Source organism: Rhodobacter sp. Har01 (assembly GCF_020564565.1).
Taxonomy (GTDB): Bacteria; Pseudomonadota; Alphaproteobacteria; order Rhodobacterales; family Rhodobacteraceae; genus Pseudogemmobacter.
This window is the reverse complement of the sequence record NZ_JAJCTD010000004.1, coordinates 317,912-331,468: the sequence shown is the minus strand read 5'-3', so window position 1 is coordinate 331,468 and position 13,557 is coordinate 317,912. Positions and strand designations below refer to the sequence as shown.

Annotated in this window: 11 protein-coding genes; 2 read left to right on the top strand and 9 right to left on the bottom strand. The window is 67.6% G+C overall.

Annotation, left to right across the window (positions count from 1 at the left end; translation table 11 throughout):
* Positions 1-43 precede the first annotated feature (43 nt).
* Both recJ and LHP98_RS12345 read right to left on the bottom strand, forming a co-directional pair.
* Complete coding sequence (gene recJ, locus LHP98_RS12350; RefSeq protein WP_227252832.1) at positions 44-1,786, bottom strand: single-stranded-DNA-specific exonuclease RecJ; 1,743 nt, start codon at positions 1,784-1,786, stop codon at positions 44-46.
* A gap of 756 nt (positions 1,787-2,542) precedes the next feature.
* The gene (locus LHP98_RS12345; RefSeq protein WP_227252831.1) at positions 2,543-3,559 is read right to left on the bottom strand and encodes an alpha/beta hydrolase family protein; all 1,017 of its coding nucleotides are present in this window, start codon (positions 3,557-3,559) and stop codon (positions 2,543-2,545) included.
* Between the two features lie 237 nt (positions 3,560-3,796).
* Between LHP98_RS12345 and LHP98_RS12340 the strand changes: the two genes are divergently transcribed.
* Positions 3,797-4,687, top strand: a complete 891-nt coding sequence (locus LHP98_RS12340) for a helix-turn-helix domain-containing protein (protein ID WP_227252830.1) — start codon at positions 3,797-3,799, stop codon at positions 4,685-4,687.
* Positions 4,688-4,831: 144 nt separating this feature from the next.
* On the opposite strand, the gene glpX is transcribed toward LHP98_RS12340, so the two are convergent.
* From glpX to LHP98_RS12305, 7 genes are all read right to left on the bottom strand, one after another.
* A complete protein-coding gene (gene glpX / locus LHP98_RS12335; RefSeq protein WP_227252829.1) occupies positions 4,832-5,797 on the bottom strand; it encodes a class II fructose-bisphosphatase in 966 nt (321 codons plus the stop codon).
* Positions 5,798-5,883: 86 nt separating this feature from the next.
* Complete coding sequence (locus tag LHP98_RS12330) at positions 5,884-6,993, bottom strand: hypothetical protein (RefSeq protein WP_227252828.1); 1,110 nt, start codon at positions 6,991-6,993, stop codon at positions 5,884-5,886.
* Positions 6,994-7,058: 65 nt separating this feature from the next.
* Entirely contained in the window at positions 7,059-8,357 is a 1,299-nt protein-coding gene (locus LHP98_RS12325; protein WP_227252827.1) for a homoserine dehydrogenase, read from the bottom strand.
* Positions 8,358-8,429: 72 nt separating this feature from the next.
* Positions 8,430-8,654 carry a hypothetical protein gene (locus LHP98_RS12320; RefSeq protein ID WP_227252826.1) on the bottom strand — a complete coding sequence of 75 codons (225 nt, stop codon included), beginning with the start codon at positions 8,652-8,654 and terminating at the stop codon, positions 8,430-8,432.
* Positions 8,655-8,816: 162 nt separating this feature from the next.
* The gene (locus LHP98_RS12315) at positions 8,817-9,389 is read right to left on the bottom strand and encodes a TadE/TadG family type IV pilus assembly protein (protein ID WP_227252825.1); all 573 of its coding nucleotides are present in this window, start codon (positions 9,387-9,389) and stop codon (positions 8,817-8,819) included.
* A gap of 12 nt (positions 9,390-9,401) precedes the next feature.
* Positions 9,402-9,959, bottom strand: coding sequence for a TadE/TadG family type IV pilus assembly protein (locus tag LHP98_RS12310; RefSeq protein ID WP_227252824.1), 558 nt, complete (start codon positions 9,957-9,959; stop codon positions 9,402-9,404).
* Positions 9,956-11,671 carry a pilus assembly protein TadG-related protein gene (locus tag LHP98_RS12305; protein ID WP_227252823.1) on the bottom strand — a complete coding sequence of 572 codons (1,716 nt, stop codon included), beginning with the start codon at positions 11,669-11,671 and terminating at the stop codon, positions 9,956-9,958. The genes LHP98_RS12310 and LHP98_RS12305 overlap by 4 nt, the downstream gene beginning before the upstream one ends.
* A gap of 396 nt (positions 11,672-12,067) precedes the next feature.
* Here LHP98_RS12305 and LHP98_RS12300 point away from each other — a divergent pair, with 396 nt between their 5' ends.
* Positions 12,068-13,495, top strand: a complete 1,428-nt coding sequence (locus tag LHP98_RS12300; protein WP_227252949.1) for a Glu/Leu/Phe/Val family dehydrogenase — start codon at positions 12,068-12,070, stop codon at positions 13,493-13,495.
* The last annotated feature ends 62 nt before the right edge of the window (positions 13,496-13,557 follow it).

Sequence of the window (13,557 nt, the reverse complement as noted above, 5' to 3'; positions counted from 1 at the left end):
GCCGCGCGGCTTCTGCAAGAGGAAAAAGGCGGGAGCCGGGGCCTCAGGCTTCGGCGGCGTCGTCGAGGCGCAGTTGCACGCGCGAGCGTCCGCCCCAGGTGTTGGTCTCCAGCTTGCCGGCCAGGTGAAAGCGCCGATGGCCTGCATGTTCCAAGGCCGGGCCAAGGGGCGTGTCGAAGGCGCCGAAGAGCATGGCCTCGATGCCGGGGCCGCTGGCGCTGGCCACCGCCAGGCGCAGGTGCTGCTCGCCGATGCGGCGGGCGGTGACCGAGACTGAGGGCAGAACGAAGCGCGGGGCGGGGGCGGCAGCTCCGAAGGGGCCGGCGGCCTCGATCTGCTCGACCAGCGGCAAAGTGGCGGCCTCTGGCAGGATCAGGCTGTCGATGCGCAATTCGCGCGGGCCGGACTGGCCAGCGCCCTGGCGGGCAAGCAGGTCCGAAAGACGGGCCATGGCCTCGTCCAGACGGTTTCGGGCGAGGGTCAGGCCGGCGGCCATCTTGTGGCCGCCGCCTTTCAGGGCCAGTCCCTCGGCGGCGATGCGCTGCACGGCGGCGCCGAGGTCCACCCCGCTGACCGAGCGGCCAGAGCCCTTGCCGATCTCGCCGTCGAAGCCGATGACCACGGCAGGGCGGCCGGTCGCTTCCTTCAGGCGGGCGGCCACGATGCCGACCACGCCCGGGTGCCAGCCCTCGGCTGCGGCCCAGACAAGCGGGCCGTCCAGGCCACGGGCTTCGGCCTGGGCAAGGGCCTCTTCGCGGACGCGCTCGGTGATCTCGCGGCGCTCGGTGTTCAACCGGTCCAGCCGCTGAGCCATCGCGACGGCTTCGGCCTCGTCGGTACAGGCCAGCAGGCGCGCGCCGAGGTCGGCCTGGCCGATGCGGCCGCCAGCGTTGACGCGGGGGCCAAGGAGGAAGCCCAGCGCATAGGCAGTGGGGGCGGTGTCCATGCGGGCCACGTCGGCCAGCGCGCGCAGTCCGGGGCGATCGCGGCGCGCCATGACCTTGAGGCCCTGGCGGACGAAGGCCCGGTTGACACCGGTCAACGGGGCGACGTCGGCCACGGTGGCAAGGGCCACGAGGTCGAGGAGCGCCATCAGGTCGGGGCCGGTTGCGCCGGTTGCGCGGAGTTGACGGTTGGCCTCGACGAGAAGGAGAAAGACGACGGCGGCCGCGCAAAGATGGGCAAGGGCGCCGTCTTCGTCCTGCCGGTTGGGGTTCACGACGGCATGGGCCGCGGGCAGGGTTTCGGCCGCCAGGTGGTGGTCGAGGATCACCACGTCGGCGGGTGTCGCGGCGGCGACGGGGTCGTGCGAGAGGGTGCCGCAGTCGACGCAGAGAATGAGCGAGTGGTCGCGGGCCAGCGCCTGCATGGCGGGGACGTTGGGGCCGTAGCCTTCCTCGATGCGGTCGGGAATGTAGAGGCTGGCGGTGTGGCCCAGGCTGCGCAGCCAGGCCAGCAGCAGGGCCGCCGAGGCGCCGCCGTCGACGTCGTAGTCGGCAAAGATGGCGATCTTCTCGCCCTGGCGAAGGGCGGCGAGGAGGCGGGTTGCGGCCTTCTCCATATCCCTGAGGGAACGGGGGTCGGGGAGAAGATCCTTGAGGGTGGGGGCAAGAAACCCGGCCGCCTGGTCAGGCCCGACGCCGCGGGCCGCAAGGACGCGGGCCAGGGGCAGCGGCAGGAGGGTGGCCTGGGCCAAAGCCTCGGCCCGGCGCTCGGTCGCGTCGTCGGGGCCGACCCAGCGGCGGCCGGTCAGGGAGGATTCGACATTGAGGTAGGCCGGGGACATGCGGCAGGGGTGCCGCAAAGGGGGGCCCGGCGCAAGGGGGCAGAAGGTGTCCCATGATGGGACAGCAATCTGATGCAATGAAAGCAATGGCTTGCGAAGCCGAATTCAGGATCTGTTAAGGATCTGTCCCGAGCGGGCCATTCGCCGGCGCGCCGATCCGGCGGCGCGGCCGATGATCCAAGGGCGGTGCGGAGGGGGGGCAAGCAGGTCGCGGACTTGGCTCGCATCTGGCCGAGCGGACGGATACATGCCCTGACCCCGGTGCGGCCGCCCCCTCCGCACCACGCTCAGGGCGGAGGGGGCGGTCACCCGGCTCGCGCGAGGCTCAGGGGGACACCGTGGCGCCGACAGAGGTCAACGCACTGGAGGCCATCTCTGGCCGCTGCGCGCCTGTTGCGGGCGTTCGCGCCGCCAGGAGCGGGCGGATCAGGGGGCGCATCGCGTTTCCCCGCCCGGCACGCACCAGGGCGCGGCACGGTTGTTTCCGCGCTGCGCTCCGGCCGCCGGTGCAGGCGGGGCGGGCGCGGGCCGGATGCAAAGGCACCCGGCCCGAACGGGGCACCGGGGCGCTGCGGCGACGACGATGGTCGCCGCCATGGCGCCGAGGAATGCCCGCATCGAGCCAAAAGCCGACGGTCATCACCGGTGCGTGACGAGGTGGCCGCAGTGCGATGTCGCCGTTTCTCCCGACACGACCTCTGTCTGTCTGGCAGGCCCGGCCGACAAGGCAGACCCCAACCTGCGGGATCGCCCGGCCTACAGATTCAGCTCATCGGCGAGGCTGTCGACGATCTGCCGATGCACCGCGGCCCGGTCGGTTCCCGGCGGGTCGGTGCAGACCGGATCGTCCTGCTCTTCGATCAGGATCGCCTCGGCCATTGCCTTGCACAGTGGAAGCGCCGTGAAGTGGATCGCCGGCGCGATGCGGTCGATCCGCGCCTTCGGCAGGAAAGCGGCGAGACCGCTGGTGTCGAAGTCGGTCGCAAGCATGCGGTCATCCCCCGCGCCCAGGCCGATCAGTCGCACCTGGACTGCCAGACCGGCCGTCTCAGCCGCGCCGAGGCCCCAGATCAGACCGGGTTCGATCGCCGCGACCCGGGTGATGCGCGGGTCTGCGTAGGAGGCGTTCCAGGCGGTGTCGGAAAACGCGGCGAGGTTCACCTCTGGCCCGAGAACGTCGGGGCAGATCGCTGACGCCTCGCCATAGGTCCGGCAGTGATCGACATAGCCCGAGAGGTTGCCCCGCAGCCCGCCAAGTGACAGGGCGGTCCAGCCGCCATAGGAAAAGCCGGCGGCCATGACACGGGCCGTGTCGAGGTGCTCCGCAAACCGCGGATCGGCCCAGAGCGTGTCGAGCGCAAGGCTGAGGTCCTGGGCCCTTGTCCAGTGCTGCATGCCCGATGCCAGGTCGAAGTCGCCCCAGGTCGAGTTCGGGTGATTGACGCTGACCACGATCGCCCCGCGTTCCGCGAGCGCACTGGCAAGCCAGGCCAGCGACCGGATGTTGCCGCCCATGCCGTGACTGAGCACCACCACCGGATGAAGGCCGTCCCTGACCGGCGCCTCTTCGACGACGGAGACGCCAGCGAACACCGGGCTGTCGGCGAACAGGAACGTTCGCCCCGGGCCGCCGGTCGGATACCAGATCGCGCCCATGACGCCACGGCCGTGATGCGGCGCGTCGAAACCCAACGCGCTGTAGCCCGCCGGATCGGCCGAAGCCACTGTTGCAGACAGCGCGGCCGCTACCAGTGTCGTGCAGATTGCCTTCATTTCGCGTCTCCTTGTGCTGGTTGGATGCCAGCACATGGCCCGATCTGCGCGGTTCGCGCGTCCTGAAACCGGTTTTGGGTCGCCTGGATCGCGTCTTGGGTCCATGAAAAGGCCAGCCCGCAAGGAAAGCGACCGGACGACATGCCCAGCCTTCCCATCCCCCTGATCAGCGCTTTGGTACTGGGCTTTCTGCTTGCGCGTGTCTGGCTGGTTGACAGGCGGGCCGGACCGCTGGTGGTGCTGCTGGCCCTGTGTGCGGCCCAGGGCGTGATCATTTCGCTGGCACAGCACTACCGGGTCCCGGGGTTCGCCCTGTTGCAGCCGATCACGGCGACGCTGATCCCTCCGATGGCCTGGGTTGCGTTCCAGACCACGGCAATCCGCGGGTTCCGGCTGTCGGACGGCTGGCACCTGTCGGGCCCGGTCGTCGCGGTCGTCTGTCTTGTGCTTCACCCCGGCCTGCTGAACGTGGTCATTCCCGGCCTGTTCGTCGCCTATGGAGCCGCGATCCTCTGGGTTGGGCTGAAGGGAGCAGACGCGATGCCGCGACTGCGGCTGGAGACGGGCGATCTTCCGGGCCGGATCTGGCAGGTCATCGGCGCATCGTTGATTGCGTCCGCATTGAGCGATGCCCTGATCATCGCGGCCTCGATGCTTGGCGCAGCCTTCCTGCAACCCTGGATCATCAGCATCTTTTCCAGCGGCATGCTTCTGGCCGTTGGCATGCTGAGCCTGTCCAGCGCGCTGACGGCCAGGCCTGTCGATCCCGACGAGCCGCCGGAGAGGCCGATATCCGACCAGGACATCCAGATCGTCGAGCGGCTGGATGCGCTGGTTCAGGAACGGCGTCTGTTTCTTGATCCCGACCTGACCCTGTCTCAACTGGCGCGCAAGATGGTGATTCCGGCCAAGCAGTTGTCGGGTGCGATCAACCGCGTGACCGGTGCGAATGTCTCGCGCTACATCAATGCTGCGCGCATCCGGACGGCCCAGAAGATGCTGACGCAGGGCAAGTCGATCACAGAGGCGATGTTCGAGTCGGGGTTCAACACGAAGTCCAACTTCAACCGGGAGTTCCTTCGTGTGGCGGGAAAGAGCCCGAGCGACTGGCTGGCCGACCAGCGGTGAGCGGAGGTGCCGGGAACGGCGGTCCGGGTCGGCAAGAGCCGCATCCGCCGCATCGACCCTGTCGCGTTCCCGATCTGGCCATGCGGGGCGAGACAAGGGGCGGCGTGGGCCGCCCCTTTGGCTGTGCCGTGCCGTCCGGCCCGGTCAGCGCACCGGGCTGCGGTAGGTCATGCGGCGGACGGAGCCGGTTTTCGAGCGCATCAGCAGGGTTTCGGTGGTGACCCAGCCGGGTTCGCGCTTGATGCCGGCCAGAAGCGAGCCGTTGGTGACGCCGGTCGCGGCAAAGATCACCTCGCCGCGCACCAGATCGTCGCGGGTATACACCCGGTCGAAGTTGGTGATGCCGGCCTTGCGGGCGCGGGCGCGTTCGTCGTCGTTGCGGAACAAGAGCTTGCCGAAGAACTGCCCGCCCATGCATTTCAGCGCCGCCGCCGCCAGCACCCCTTCGGGCGCCCCGCCCGATCCCATGTACATGTCGATGCCGGTGATGTGCGGCTCGGCGCAGTGCATCACGCCGGCGACGTCGCCGTCGGTGATCAGCCGGATCGAGGCGCCGGTCGAGCGGATTTCCTGGATCAGCTCTTCGTGGCGCGGGCGTTCCAGCACGCAGACGGTGATGTCGGTGGTGGAGCAGCCCTTGGCCGAGGCCAGAGCCGAGACGCGCTCGGACGGGCTCATCGCCATGGTGACGGCGCCGGGACGGTGGCCGGGGCCGATGGCGAGTTTCTCCATGTAGACGTCGGGGGCGTGCAGCAGGGTGCCGCGGGCGGCCATGGCGATCACCGTCAGGGCGTTCGGCATGTCCTTGGCGGTCAGCGTGGTGCCTTCCAGCGGGTCAAGCGCAATGTCAACGGCGGGGCCGTTGCCGGTGCCCACCTCTTCGCCGATGTAGAGCATCGGGGCTTCGTCACGCTCGCCTTCGCCGATGACCACGACACCGGCGATGTCCAGTTCGTTCAGCTGGTCGCGCATGGCGTTGACGGCGGCCTGGTCGGCGGCCTTTTCGTCGCCCCGCCCGATCAGCCGCGCGCTGGCCAGCGCCGCCGCTTCGGACACGCGGGCAAGGCCCAGCGAAAGCATGCGGTCCTGGAATTCCTTGACGTCGGACATGGCGGTGGTCTCCGTCCCTGGGTGCTGTTTCCCCCGCTGTAACGGGGGCTTGCAGGCACGGCAAGGATGGTGACGCTAACGGTGGATCATTGCGCTGCCGAAAGGACCGCATCGGCAAGGCAGGCGTCGATCTGGCGCAGGGCCCGTTGGACCGGCGAGTCGGCACGATCGGCGCCGCTGAGGCGATGCGTCGATTGCAGGAAGACCTTCTGCCCGCGCGGCGATGAGAAAAAGGCGTCCTGCGAGATCAGCGAGACGAAGGGCTGCGCCTCGGGGTCGATGCCTTGCGGGTGGCCGAACGCGGCCACGTAAGCGGTGGCACAGGCCGTGACCGAGGCGGGGCAGCGCGTCTGGCAGAAGGTGGTCAGCGATCCGAACTCGGGCTCTTCGGCCATGAGCGCCATCGCCGCGAGCGCGGTTTCGGGGCTGAGCACCGGAACGGACCGTTGGAACACCTGCAGCGCCGGGATCACCTCTGTCATCCGCGCCAAGCCCTCGGCGGGCGAATATCCTGCGGCCGAAAGAATCCGGTCGATGCGCTGCTGATCCACCTTGCCCCGGTTTTCCGGCGGAAGGTGCAAGGCGGCGTAAAGGGCCAGTCCCATCCAGCCGGCGCGATCATCCAGCTTCAGACGTTCGGCCAGCAGGGCTTCGGCCGCTGCCGGATAGTCGCCACCCACATAGGTCAGCCTGTCCTTCAGGTGCCTTGCCACGGCCCAGTCGGGCACGGGCAGGTCAAAGAACCCGGGCGGCAATGGCAGATAGGCCTGCGTTTCTTGCTGCCATCTCACGAAAAGCGCGGTGCCCTTTGCAGCTTCCCCCGCGGCGTAAAGGGCGATGGCGCGGTCAAGAAAATCCATGTCCTTGCCACCGGACATATACATGAGCCCCCAAGCCTTGGCTGCCGGATCCGCCTCGGCAAGCGCATCGACCAGGCCGACGCCATTGACGAAGAGCAGCTGTTTGAGCACGGATCGCGGGACGTCCTTTCCGAACCAGTTCATCACGGCGGGAAGGGAAAGCAGCGCCGCGGTGTTTCCTGCCAGGGCGGCCTTGTGCAATTCGATCAGCGCAAGGGGGGCATCGGTCGCCAGGGCCGTCTCGAAAGGCGCGCGAAAGGCCGGATCGTCGATGCCTGAAACCGGGTCGGCGAACGCGGGCGCGGCGAGCAGAGGTGTCAGAAGGATTGCCCGCATCGTTTGACCTCACGTCTCGCGCAGAGGGCCGATCATCGGACCAGCCGGCGAGACGTGTCAAGAAATCAGATTTCCTCGATGCGGATGGCCACGGGGCGGCCGACCAGCACGCCGGTGCGGTCGAACTGGGCCATGGCGTGGGCGATGTCGGCGGGGCTGGCCTTGTGGGTGACGATCAGCACGATGGCATCGTCGTCGGCCTCGCCGGGTTGGTTGATCTGGCGCATCTGGTCGATGGAAATGCCGGCATCGCCCATGCAGGTGGCGATCTTGGCCAGGGCGCCGGGTTTGTCCAACAGCCGCATCCGCAGGTAATACGGCGCCGGGGTGGCCGAACGGGCGGGCACGGGTTCGGCCAGCGCGGCGGCGGGAAGGCCGAAGGCGGGCACGCGGCAGCCGCGGGCGAGGTCGATCACGTCGGCCATCACCGCGCTGGCGGTGGGGCCTTGCCCCGCGCCCGGGCCGCGCAGGACGATCTGGCCGACGCTGTCGCCTTCCAGCACCACCATGTTGGTGCCGCCCTGCAACTGGCCCAGGGGCGAGGCGGCGGGCACCAGGCAGGGGGTCATGCGCTGTTCCAGCCCGCGGCCGGTCATCTGCGCCACGCCCAGAAGCTTGATGCGGTAGCCCATCTGTTCGGCCAGGCGGATGTCGTCGATCGAGACCGCGCCGATGCCTTCCAGTTCCACCGCGTCAAAGCTGACGCGGGTGCCGAAGGCGATGGCGGACAGCAGCGACAGCTTGTGGCCGGCGTCGATGCCGCCGACGTCAAGGTTGGGGTCGGCCTCAAGGTAGCCGAGTTGCCGGGCTTCCTCGAACACCGTCTCATAGGGCAGGCCGGCGGATTGCATCCGGGTGAGGATGTAGTTGCAGGTGCCGTTCATCACCCCCATCACCCGCTTGATGCGGTTGCCGGCAAGGCCCTCGGTCAGGGCCTTGATGACGGGGATTCCGCCCGCCACGGCGGCCTCGAAACGGATGGTGCGGCCGGCGGCTTCGGCAGCCAGGGCAAGGGCCTGGCCGTGGTGCGCCAGCAGCGCCTTGTTGGCGGTGACCACATCCTTGCCGGCGGCAATGGCGGCCTCGGTCGCGGCCTTGGCCGGGCCGTCGTGGCCGCCCATCACCTCGACGAAGACATCGACGTCGGGACGGGTGGCCAGCGCCACCGGGTCGGTTTCCCAGGCATAGCCGCTGAGGTCCGCATCGCGGTTCTTTTTCGGATCGCGGGCCGAGACGGCGGTGACGACCACGGGGCGGCCAGCGCGGGCGGCGATCAGCGCGGCTTCGCGCTGGACGATCTTGACGACGCCGATGCCGACCGTGCCAAGACCGGCAAGACCAAGGCGGAGCGGGGCGGCGGGCATGGCGGCGACCTTTCGGTTTCGTCTTTAAGGCTTTCGCCTGTTAGCCGTTCGGCGGCACCGGCGCAACGTCACCTAGGCCCTGCCGGCGGCAATGGCCGCGGCCAGCCGCGCCCTGGTCTCGGAATCGATCACCGGGCCGCGCATCAGCGCCGCCCGTGCCTTCAGCCGCGCGGCGCGGGCCGCCAGCGCATCGCCCCTGGCTGCGACGGTGGTCCCCGCCGAGGCCTGGGCCAGAAGCTCGTCCAGCGGCAGCAACCGGGGCGAGGCACCGGACGCAGCGGGGGGGAACGCATCCATCTCGGGGATTTGTGCGCAGGCCGCTGCAAGCGCGAGGGCCAGAGCGGCAGCGTTGCCAGACCGGCGAAGCAGGCAAGGGACGGGACGCGGCACCTTCATGCGCGGCACTCTAGCCGCGCTTCGGCGGCGGCGAAAGGCCCGCAAGACGTGCGGGCCTGCGACCTAGATGGCGGATGCGCAGGACAGCGGATCTTCGATCAGGCAGACCTTCACATAGTAGCGCGGGCGCGTGACGATGAAGTTGTCGAAGGTGTGCGCCGTGATGCCCACATCGAAGGCCGGCGTATAGGCGACCTCGGTCTCGACGATCACCACCGTGTCGCCGCTGGCCATGATCGGAATCTTGTCGTCCGCCATGTCGGCCACGTCGGACGCGGTCAGCTTCGGCATCTCGCCGCCGGGCGATTCAGAGAAGATGACGTGGTATTCCTCGGCGATGGCGTCCCACTGGATCGACGTGATGCGCATCCGCACCGATTTGCCGTTGGTGAGGTATTCCATCACCTTTTCCATGCCGCCGATGAAGGGGCGATCCACTTCGCTTTGGCGCGACACCAGGTCGGACACGGCATAGGCCGCCTTCTGCGACTGGTTGATGGTGCGGAAGGCGTCCCAGTAGATGAACAGCGCCATGAAGGTCCAGACCAGCAGCGGCAGCATGATCAGGAATTCGGTCATCACCAGACCGTCTTCTTCGCGCGAGAAACGCTTGAGCGGGCGTGCCAGGAATTTCATTTTCTCGACTCCTCAGCGCGGCTCGTTCACGACGACGGTCGCCGCCATCAACTGGTATCCACCGTTCACCGAGTCGGCGCGCAGGTTCAGCCCAAGGCCGGTGGTCGGGAACATCGGGTTCTGCAGCGCGCAGATGCGGACCACCATGATCTGGTTCGAGCCGCCATTCTGCACGTCGCCGGAGCCAAGGCTGGACAGGGTGCCGTTGCCGTCGCCGCAATAGGCGGTGTCGCCCGGGATGATCCAGTTGGCGGTGTCGACCGGCTTCAGCCAGACCTTCAGCTCGCTCTGGCAGTCCTTCAGGATCGGTGTCGCCTCGCAGATCAGGTCACGCAGCTGGTCATGGGTGACGAGGCCCAGGTTGCCCAGCCGGAACTGGCGCATCACCAGGTCAAGCCCGCGTTCCATCGAGACGTGGCGGATCATGTAGTAGCCGGCTTCGACCGAGGCCATGAAGATGCCCAGCACCACCGGAATGAAGATGACGAATTCGATCGTCGCGGTGCCGTCTTCGCGCCGCCAGAGGCGACGCAGGCGCCGGCCGAGGACACGAAGCGGGGACTGGGTCATTGGGTCAGTCTCAACTGGCTGAGGTTGGCGGCGATCAACTGGAACGCGGTCTGGATTTCCAGGCCGTTGGCGTCGAAGAAGTAGGTCGATCCGGGCTTGGACGCGCAATCCGAGATCGCGGTCTTGCCGTTGCTGGGCGCTTCGAAGGCGATGCCGTAGATCAGGATGCCCTCGTCGCGGGCCTTGCTGCAGTTGGACGACAGCAGCGAGTTCATCGAACTGACCGACTGGTAGGTCTGGATCATCGCTGCCATCTGGGCGTTGTAGGTGTTCGTGCGGGTCGTGTTGGTGGTGCCCAGGGCGCGGGCATAGAGTTGCCAGGCCACCCAGGACACGCGCGCCCGGGCCCAGACCTGTTCCCAGCTCTGACGGGTGGTGTTGGTGTAGGTCGCCGTCGGCGAGTAGCAGGCGGTGGCATTGGGCGTGGTGCCGTTCCAGGGCCGCGAATGCCAGGCATTCAGGTGCGGCACGTAGAACGGCCGGCTGTTGCAGATCGTGGTGGAGGTCGAGTTGTTGACCTTGGAGGAATGGAAGATCGACAGGTAGGCGTCGTTCGCCCGCCAGATCGGCGAGGTGCCGGTCTTGTAGGCGTCGACGACGCGGCCGTGGGCCACGTGTTCGCCGTCGGTCATCAGCACGACGACCTTCATCGCCTCGTTGCTGTCATAGGTGAAGGGGCGACCGGACATGTTCGAGGCCATCGCGCCGTCGTTGATCAGCGAGGTGTAAAGCGACTGCGCGCCCGGATCGAGCAGCGCGGTGGCCCAGCGCATGCCCAAGAGGATCGAGGTGTTGCCTTCGGCGACCAGGTCGTCGATCGCGGAGTGCAGCGAGGTCTTGTTCTTGGTCGGCAGGGTCACGTCGATCTTGGTGGACGGGTTGCACCAGCGCCGCGCCGCGGTGTTGCCCGGCGTGGCATAGTCGGTGTCCGTCAGGGCGACATACTGGTTGAACTGGTTGGTTCCGCCCTGGGTATCGGCCACGGCCATCATCGGGAAGGCGGTGCTGCGCGACAGCGCAAGCGAGTTGAACACGCCACTGGGCAGTTCGAAGCACTTGGCGTTCGAGACGCCGTGGTTGTAGGACGCGGTGTACTTGGCCGCCAGCGTGTTGCCGAGGTTGACCTGCGCGTTGTAGGGAATGATGCCGATCGAGATGCGGCCCTCGGGGTCGTTCGCGGTGACGGTGTCGATGAAGTCGTGCGCGGCGATCTTCAGGTTCTGGATCTTGCTGTTCGAGGCCATCGAACCCGAGACGTCCAGCACCAGCATGATCTCGATATCGTTGATGCGCTGTTCTGCCTGGCTGCGGTTCTGCGATTCAAGGTAGGGGATGTCCATCATGGACATGAAGAAGTTCTTCGACTTGGTGGTCGCCTTGGCCTGGACGATGCGGTAGTTCGTCCCCTCGTCGATGGTCACCGAGTCGAGGTCCTCTTCGAGGCCGGCCTTGTCGAACCAGTCGTTCACCACATCGACGGGGACCAGCGTCTGTTCCAGGCTGGCCGCGGCCAGGGTGGCGCGGTCCATGGTGTTCTGCAGGGCGACGCGCTTGGTCTCGAAGCGCATGAAGTCGATCGCCACGCCTCCGACCAGCAGCATGAGGAAGAAGAAGAACAGGATCTGCGGCGCCATGACGCCCGATTCCTCGGCCGCGAAACGACCGGCCTGCCGATCCAGCTTCTGCGTTGCCGACCGCAAGAAATGTCTCATCTCATGCACCCTGTCACTTCCAACCCGTTCTCACCCCGGAATAGGGGCGTGATTTCCCGCTCTCAGATAGCGCAGGTCTTCGGGCCAAATTGTGGCAACCGCAGGTCGGACCCCGGACATTCGCGTTGGCGGGAAACGATTTTGCGAAGGCTTCCGGATTGAAGCGTTGCGGTGAACGGATTTTCACAACTTTCGCGCGAAGGCGACGGCTAAGAATCGGAAAATCCACATCTGCGGCGAATCAGGATGCCGGAAAACCATGAACAAATGCCGGCTTTCGCCCTTGGCGCCGGTCGTTTCACCCGATGCGCCGCGACCGGCGCGCGGCTATGCTCTGCCGGCCGGTCGGGCAAGGGACCCAGGGTTGCGCCGGCAAAGGGAGGATGCACGATGACGATGGCTGTCCAGGAGCCCGGCTTCCGCGACTCGGTCGACCTGATGTTCGACCGCGCGGTGCGCCTGATGGACCTGAGCCCGGGCCTGGAACAGAAGATCCGGGTCTGCAACTCGACCTACACGGTGCGCTTCGGGGTGCGCCTGCGCGGCAAGATCGAGACCTTCACCGGCTATCGCAGCGTGCATTCGGAACACATGGAACCGGTCAAGGGCGGCATCCGCTATGCCCTGGCGGTGACCCAGGACGAGGTCGAGGCGCTGGCGGCGCTGATGACCTACAAATGCGCGCTGGTCGAGGCGCCGTTCGGCGGATCAAAGGGGGGGTTGTGCATCGACCCGCGCGCCTGGGACGAACAGGAGCTGGAGAGCATCACCCGCCGCTTCGCCTATGAGCTGATCAAGCGCGACCTGATCCACCCGGCGCAGAACGTGCCCGCCCCCGACATGGGCACCGGCGAGCGCGAGATGGCCTGGATCGCCGACCAGTATGCCCGAATGAACACCACCGACATCAACGCCCGCGCCTGCGTGACCGGCAAGCCGCCGCATGCCGGCGGCATCCAGGGCCGGGTCGAGGCGACTGGCCGCGGCGTGCAGTTCGCCTTGCGCGAGGTCTTCCGCCACCCCGAGGACGTGGCGCGGGCGCATCTGTCCGGCGGGCTGGACGGCAAGCGGGTCATCGTCCAGGGCCTTGGCAACGTCGGCTATCACGCGGCCAAGTTCCTGTCGGAAGAGGACGGCGCCCTTATCACCGGGATCATCGAACGCGATGGTGCGCTGGTGTCGGACGCGGGCCTGGAGGTCGAGGCGGTGAAGCACCACCTGGCGGCGACCGGAGGCCTGCACGGGTTTCCGGGGGCGACCTGGCTGCCCGACGGAGCGAAGGTGTTGGAGGCCCCCTGTGACATCCTGATCCCCGCGGCGCTGGAAGGCGTCATCCACCTGGGCAATGCCGCCCGCATCCAGGCGCCCCTGATCATCGAGGCCGCAAATGGCCCGATCACCTTCGGTGCCGACGAGATCCTGCGCCAGAAGGGCACGGTGATCGTCCCCGACCTTTACGCCAACGCCGGCGGAGTGACGGTGTCCTACTTCGAATGGGTCAAGAACCTGAGCCACATCCGGTTCGGCCGGATGCAGCGCCGGGCCGAGGAGGCGCGGTCGCGCCTCCTGGTCGAGGAACTGGAACGGCTGAGCGCCGACAAGAACCTGGGCTGGGCCCTGGCGCCGGGGTTCAAGGAGCAGTTCCTGACCGGCTCGGACGAGCTGGTGCTGGTGCGCTCGGGCCTGGATGACACGATGCGGATCGCCTACCAGGCGATGCGCGAGGTCTGGCATGGCCGGACGGGCGTCGAAGACCTGAGGGTGGCGGCCTATATCGTGGCGATCGACCGGGTGGCCAAGACCTATCGCTCGAAGGGGCTTTGACGCGGATCAAGGCGCCGCCGCGGTGCAGGGCCGATGCCTTGGCGGCGGGCGGGTGCAAGGCC

What these genes read in the sequence shown, in the direction of transcription:
- LHP98_RS12325 (WP_227252827.1), bottom strand. Translation starts at nt 8,357, where the DNA reads ATGCCCGCCGCCCCGCTCCGCCTTGGTCTTGCCGGTCTTGGCACGGTC.
- glpX (WP_227252829.1), bottom strand. Translation starts at nt 5,797, where the DNA reads ATGTCCGACGTCAAGGAATTCCAGGACCGCATGCTTTCGCTGGGCCTT.
- LHP98_RS12345 (WP_227252831.1), bottom strand. Translation starts at nt 3,559, where the DNA reads ATGAAGGCAATCTGCACGACACTGGTAGCGGCCGCGCTGTCTGCAACA.
- LHP98_RS12305 (WP_227252823.1), bottom strand. Translation starts at nt 11,671, where the DNA reads ATGAGACATTTCTTGCGGTCGGCAACGCAGAAGCTGGATCGGCAGGCC.
- LHP98_RS12310 (WP_227252824.1), bottom strand. Translation starts at nt 9,959, where the DNA reads ATGACCCAGTCCCCGCTTCGTGTCCTCGGCCGGCGCCTGCGTCGCCTC.
- recJ (WP_227252832.1), bottom strand. Translation starts at nt 1,786, where the DNA reads ATGTCCCCGGCCTACCTCAATGTCGAATCCTCCCTGACCGGCCGCCGC.
- LHP98_RS12300 (WP_227252949.1), top strand. Translation starts at nt 12,068, where the DNA reads ATGGCTGTCCAGGAGCCCGGCTTCCGCGACTCGGTCGACCTGATGTTC.
- LHP98_RS12320 (WP_227252826.1), bottom strand. Translation starts at nt 8,654, where the DNA reads ATGGATGCGTTCCCCCCCGCTGCGTCCGGTGCCTCGCCCCGGTTGCTG.
- LHP98_RS12315 (WP_227252825.1), bottom strand. Translation starts at nt 9,389, where the DNA reads ATGAAATTCCTGGCACGCCCGCTCAAGCGTTTCTCGCGCGAAGAAGAC.
- LHP98_RS12330 (WP_227252828.1), bottom strand. Translation starts at nt 6,993, where the DNA reads ATGCGGGCAATCCTTCTGACACCTCTGCTCGCCGCGCCCGCGTTCGCC.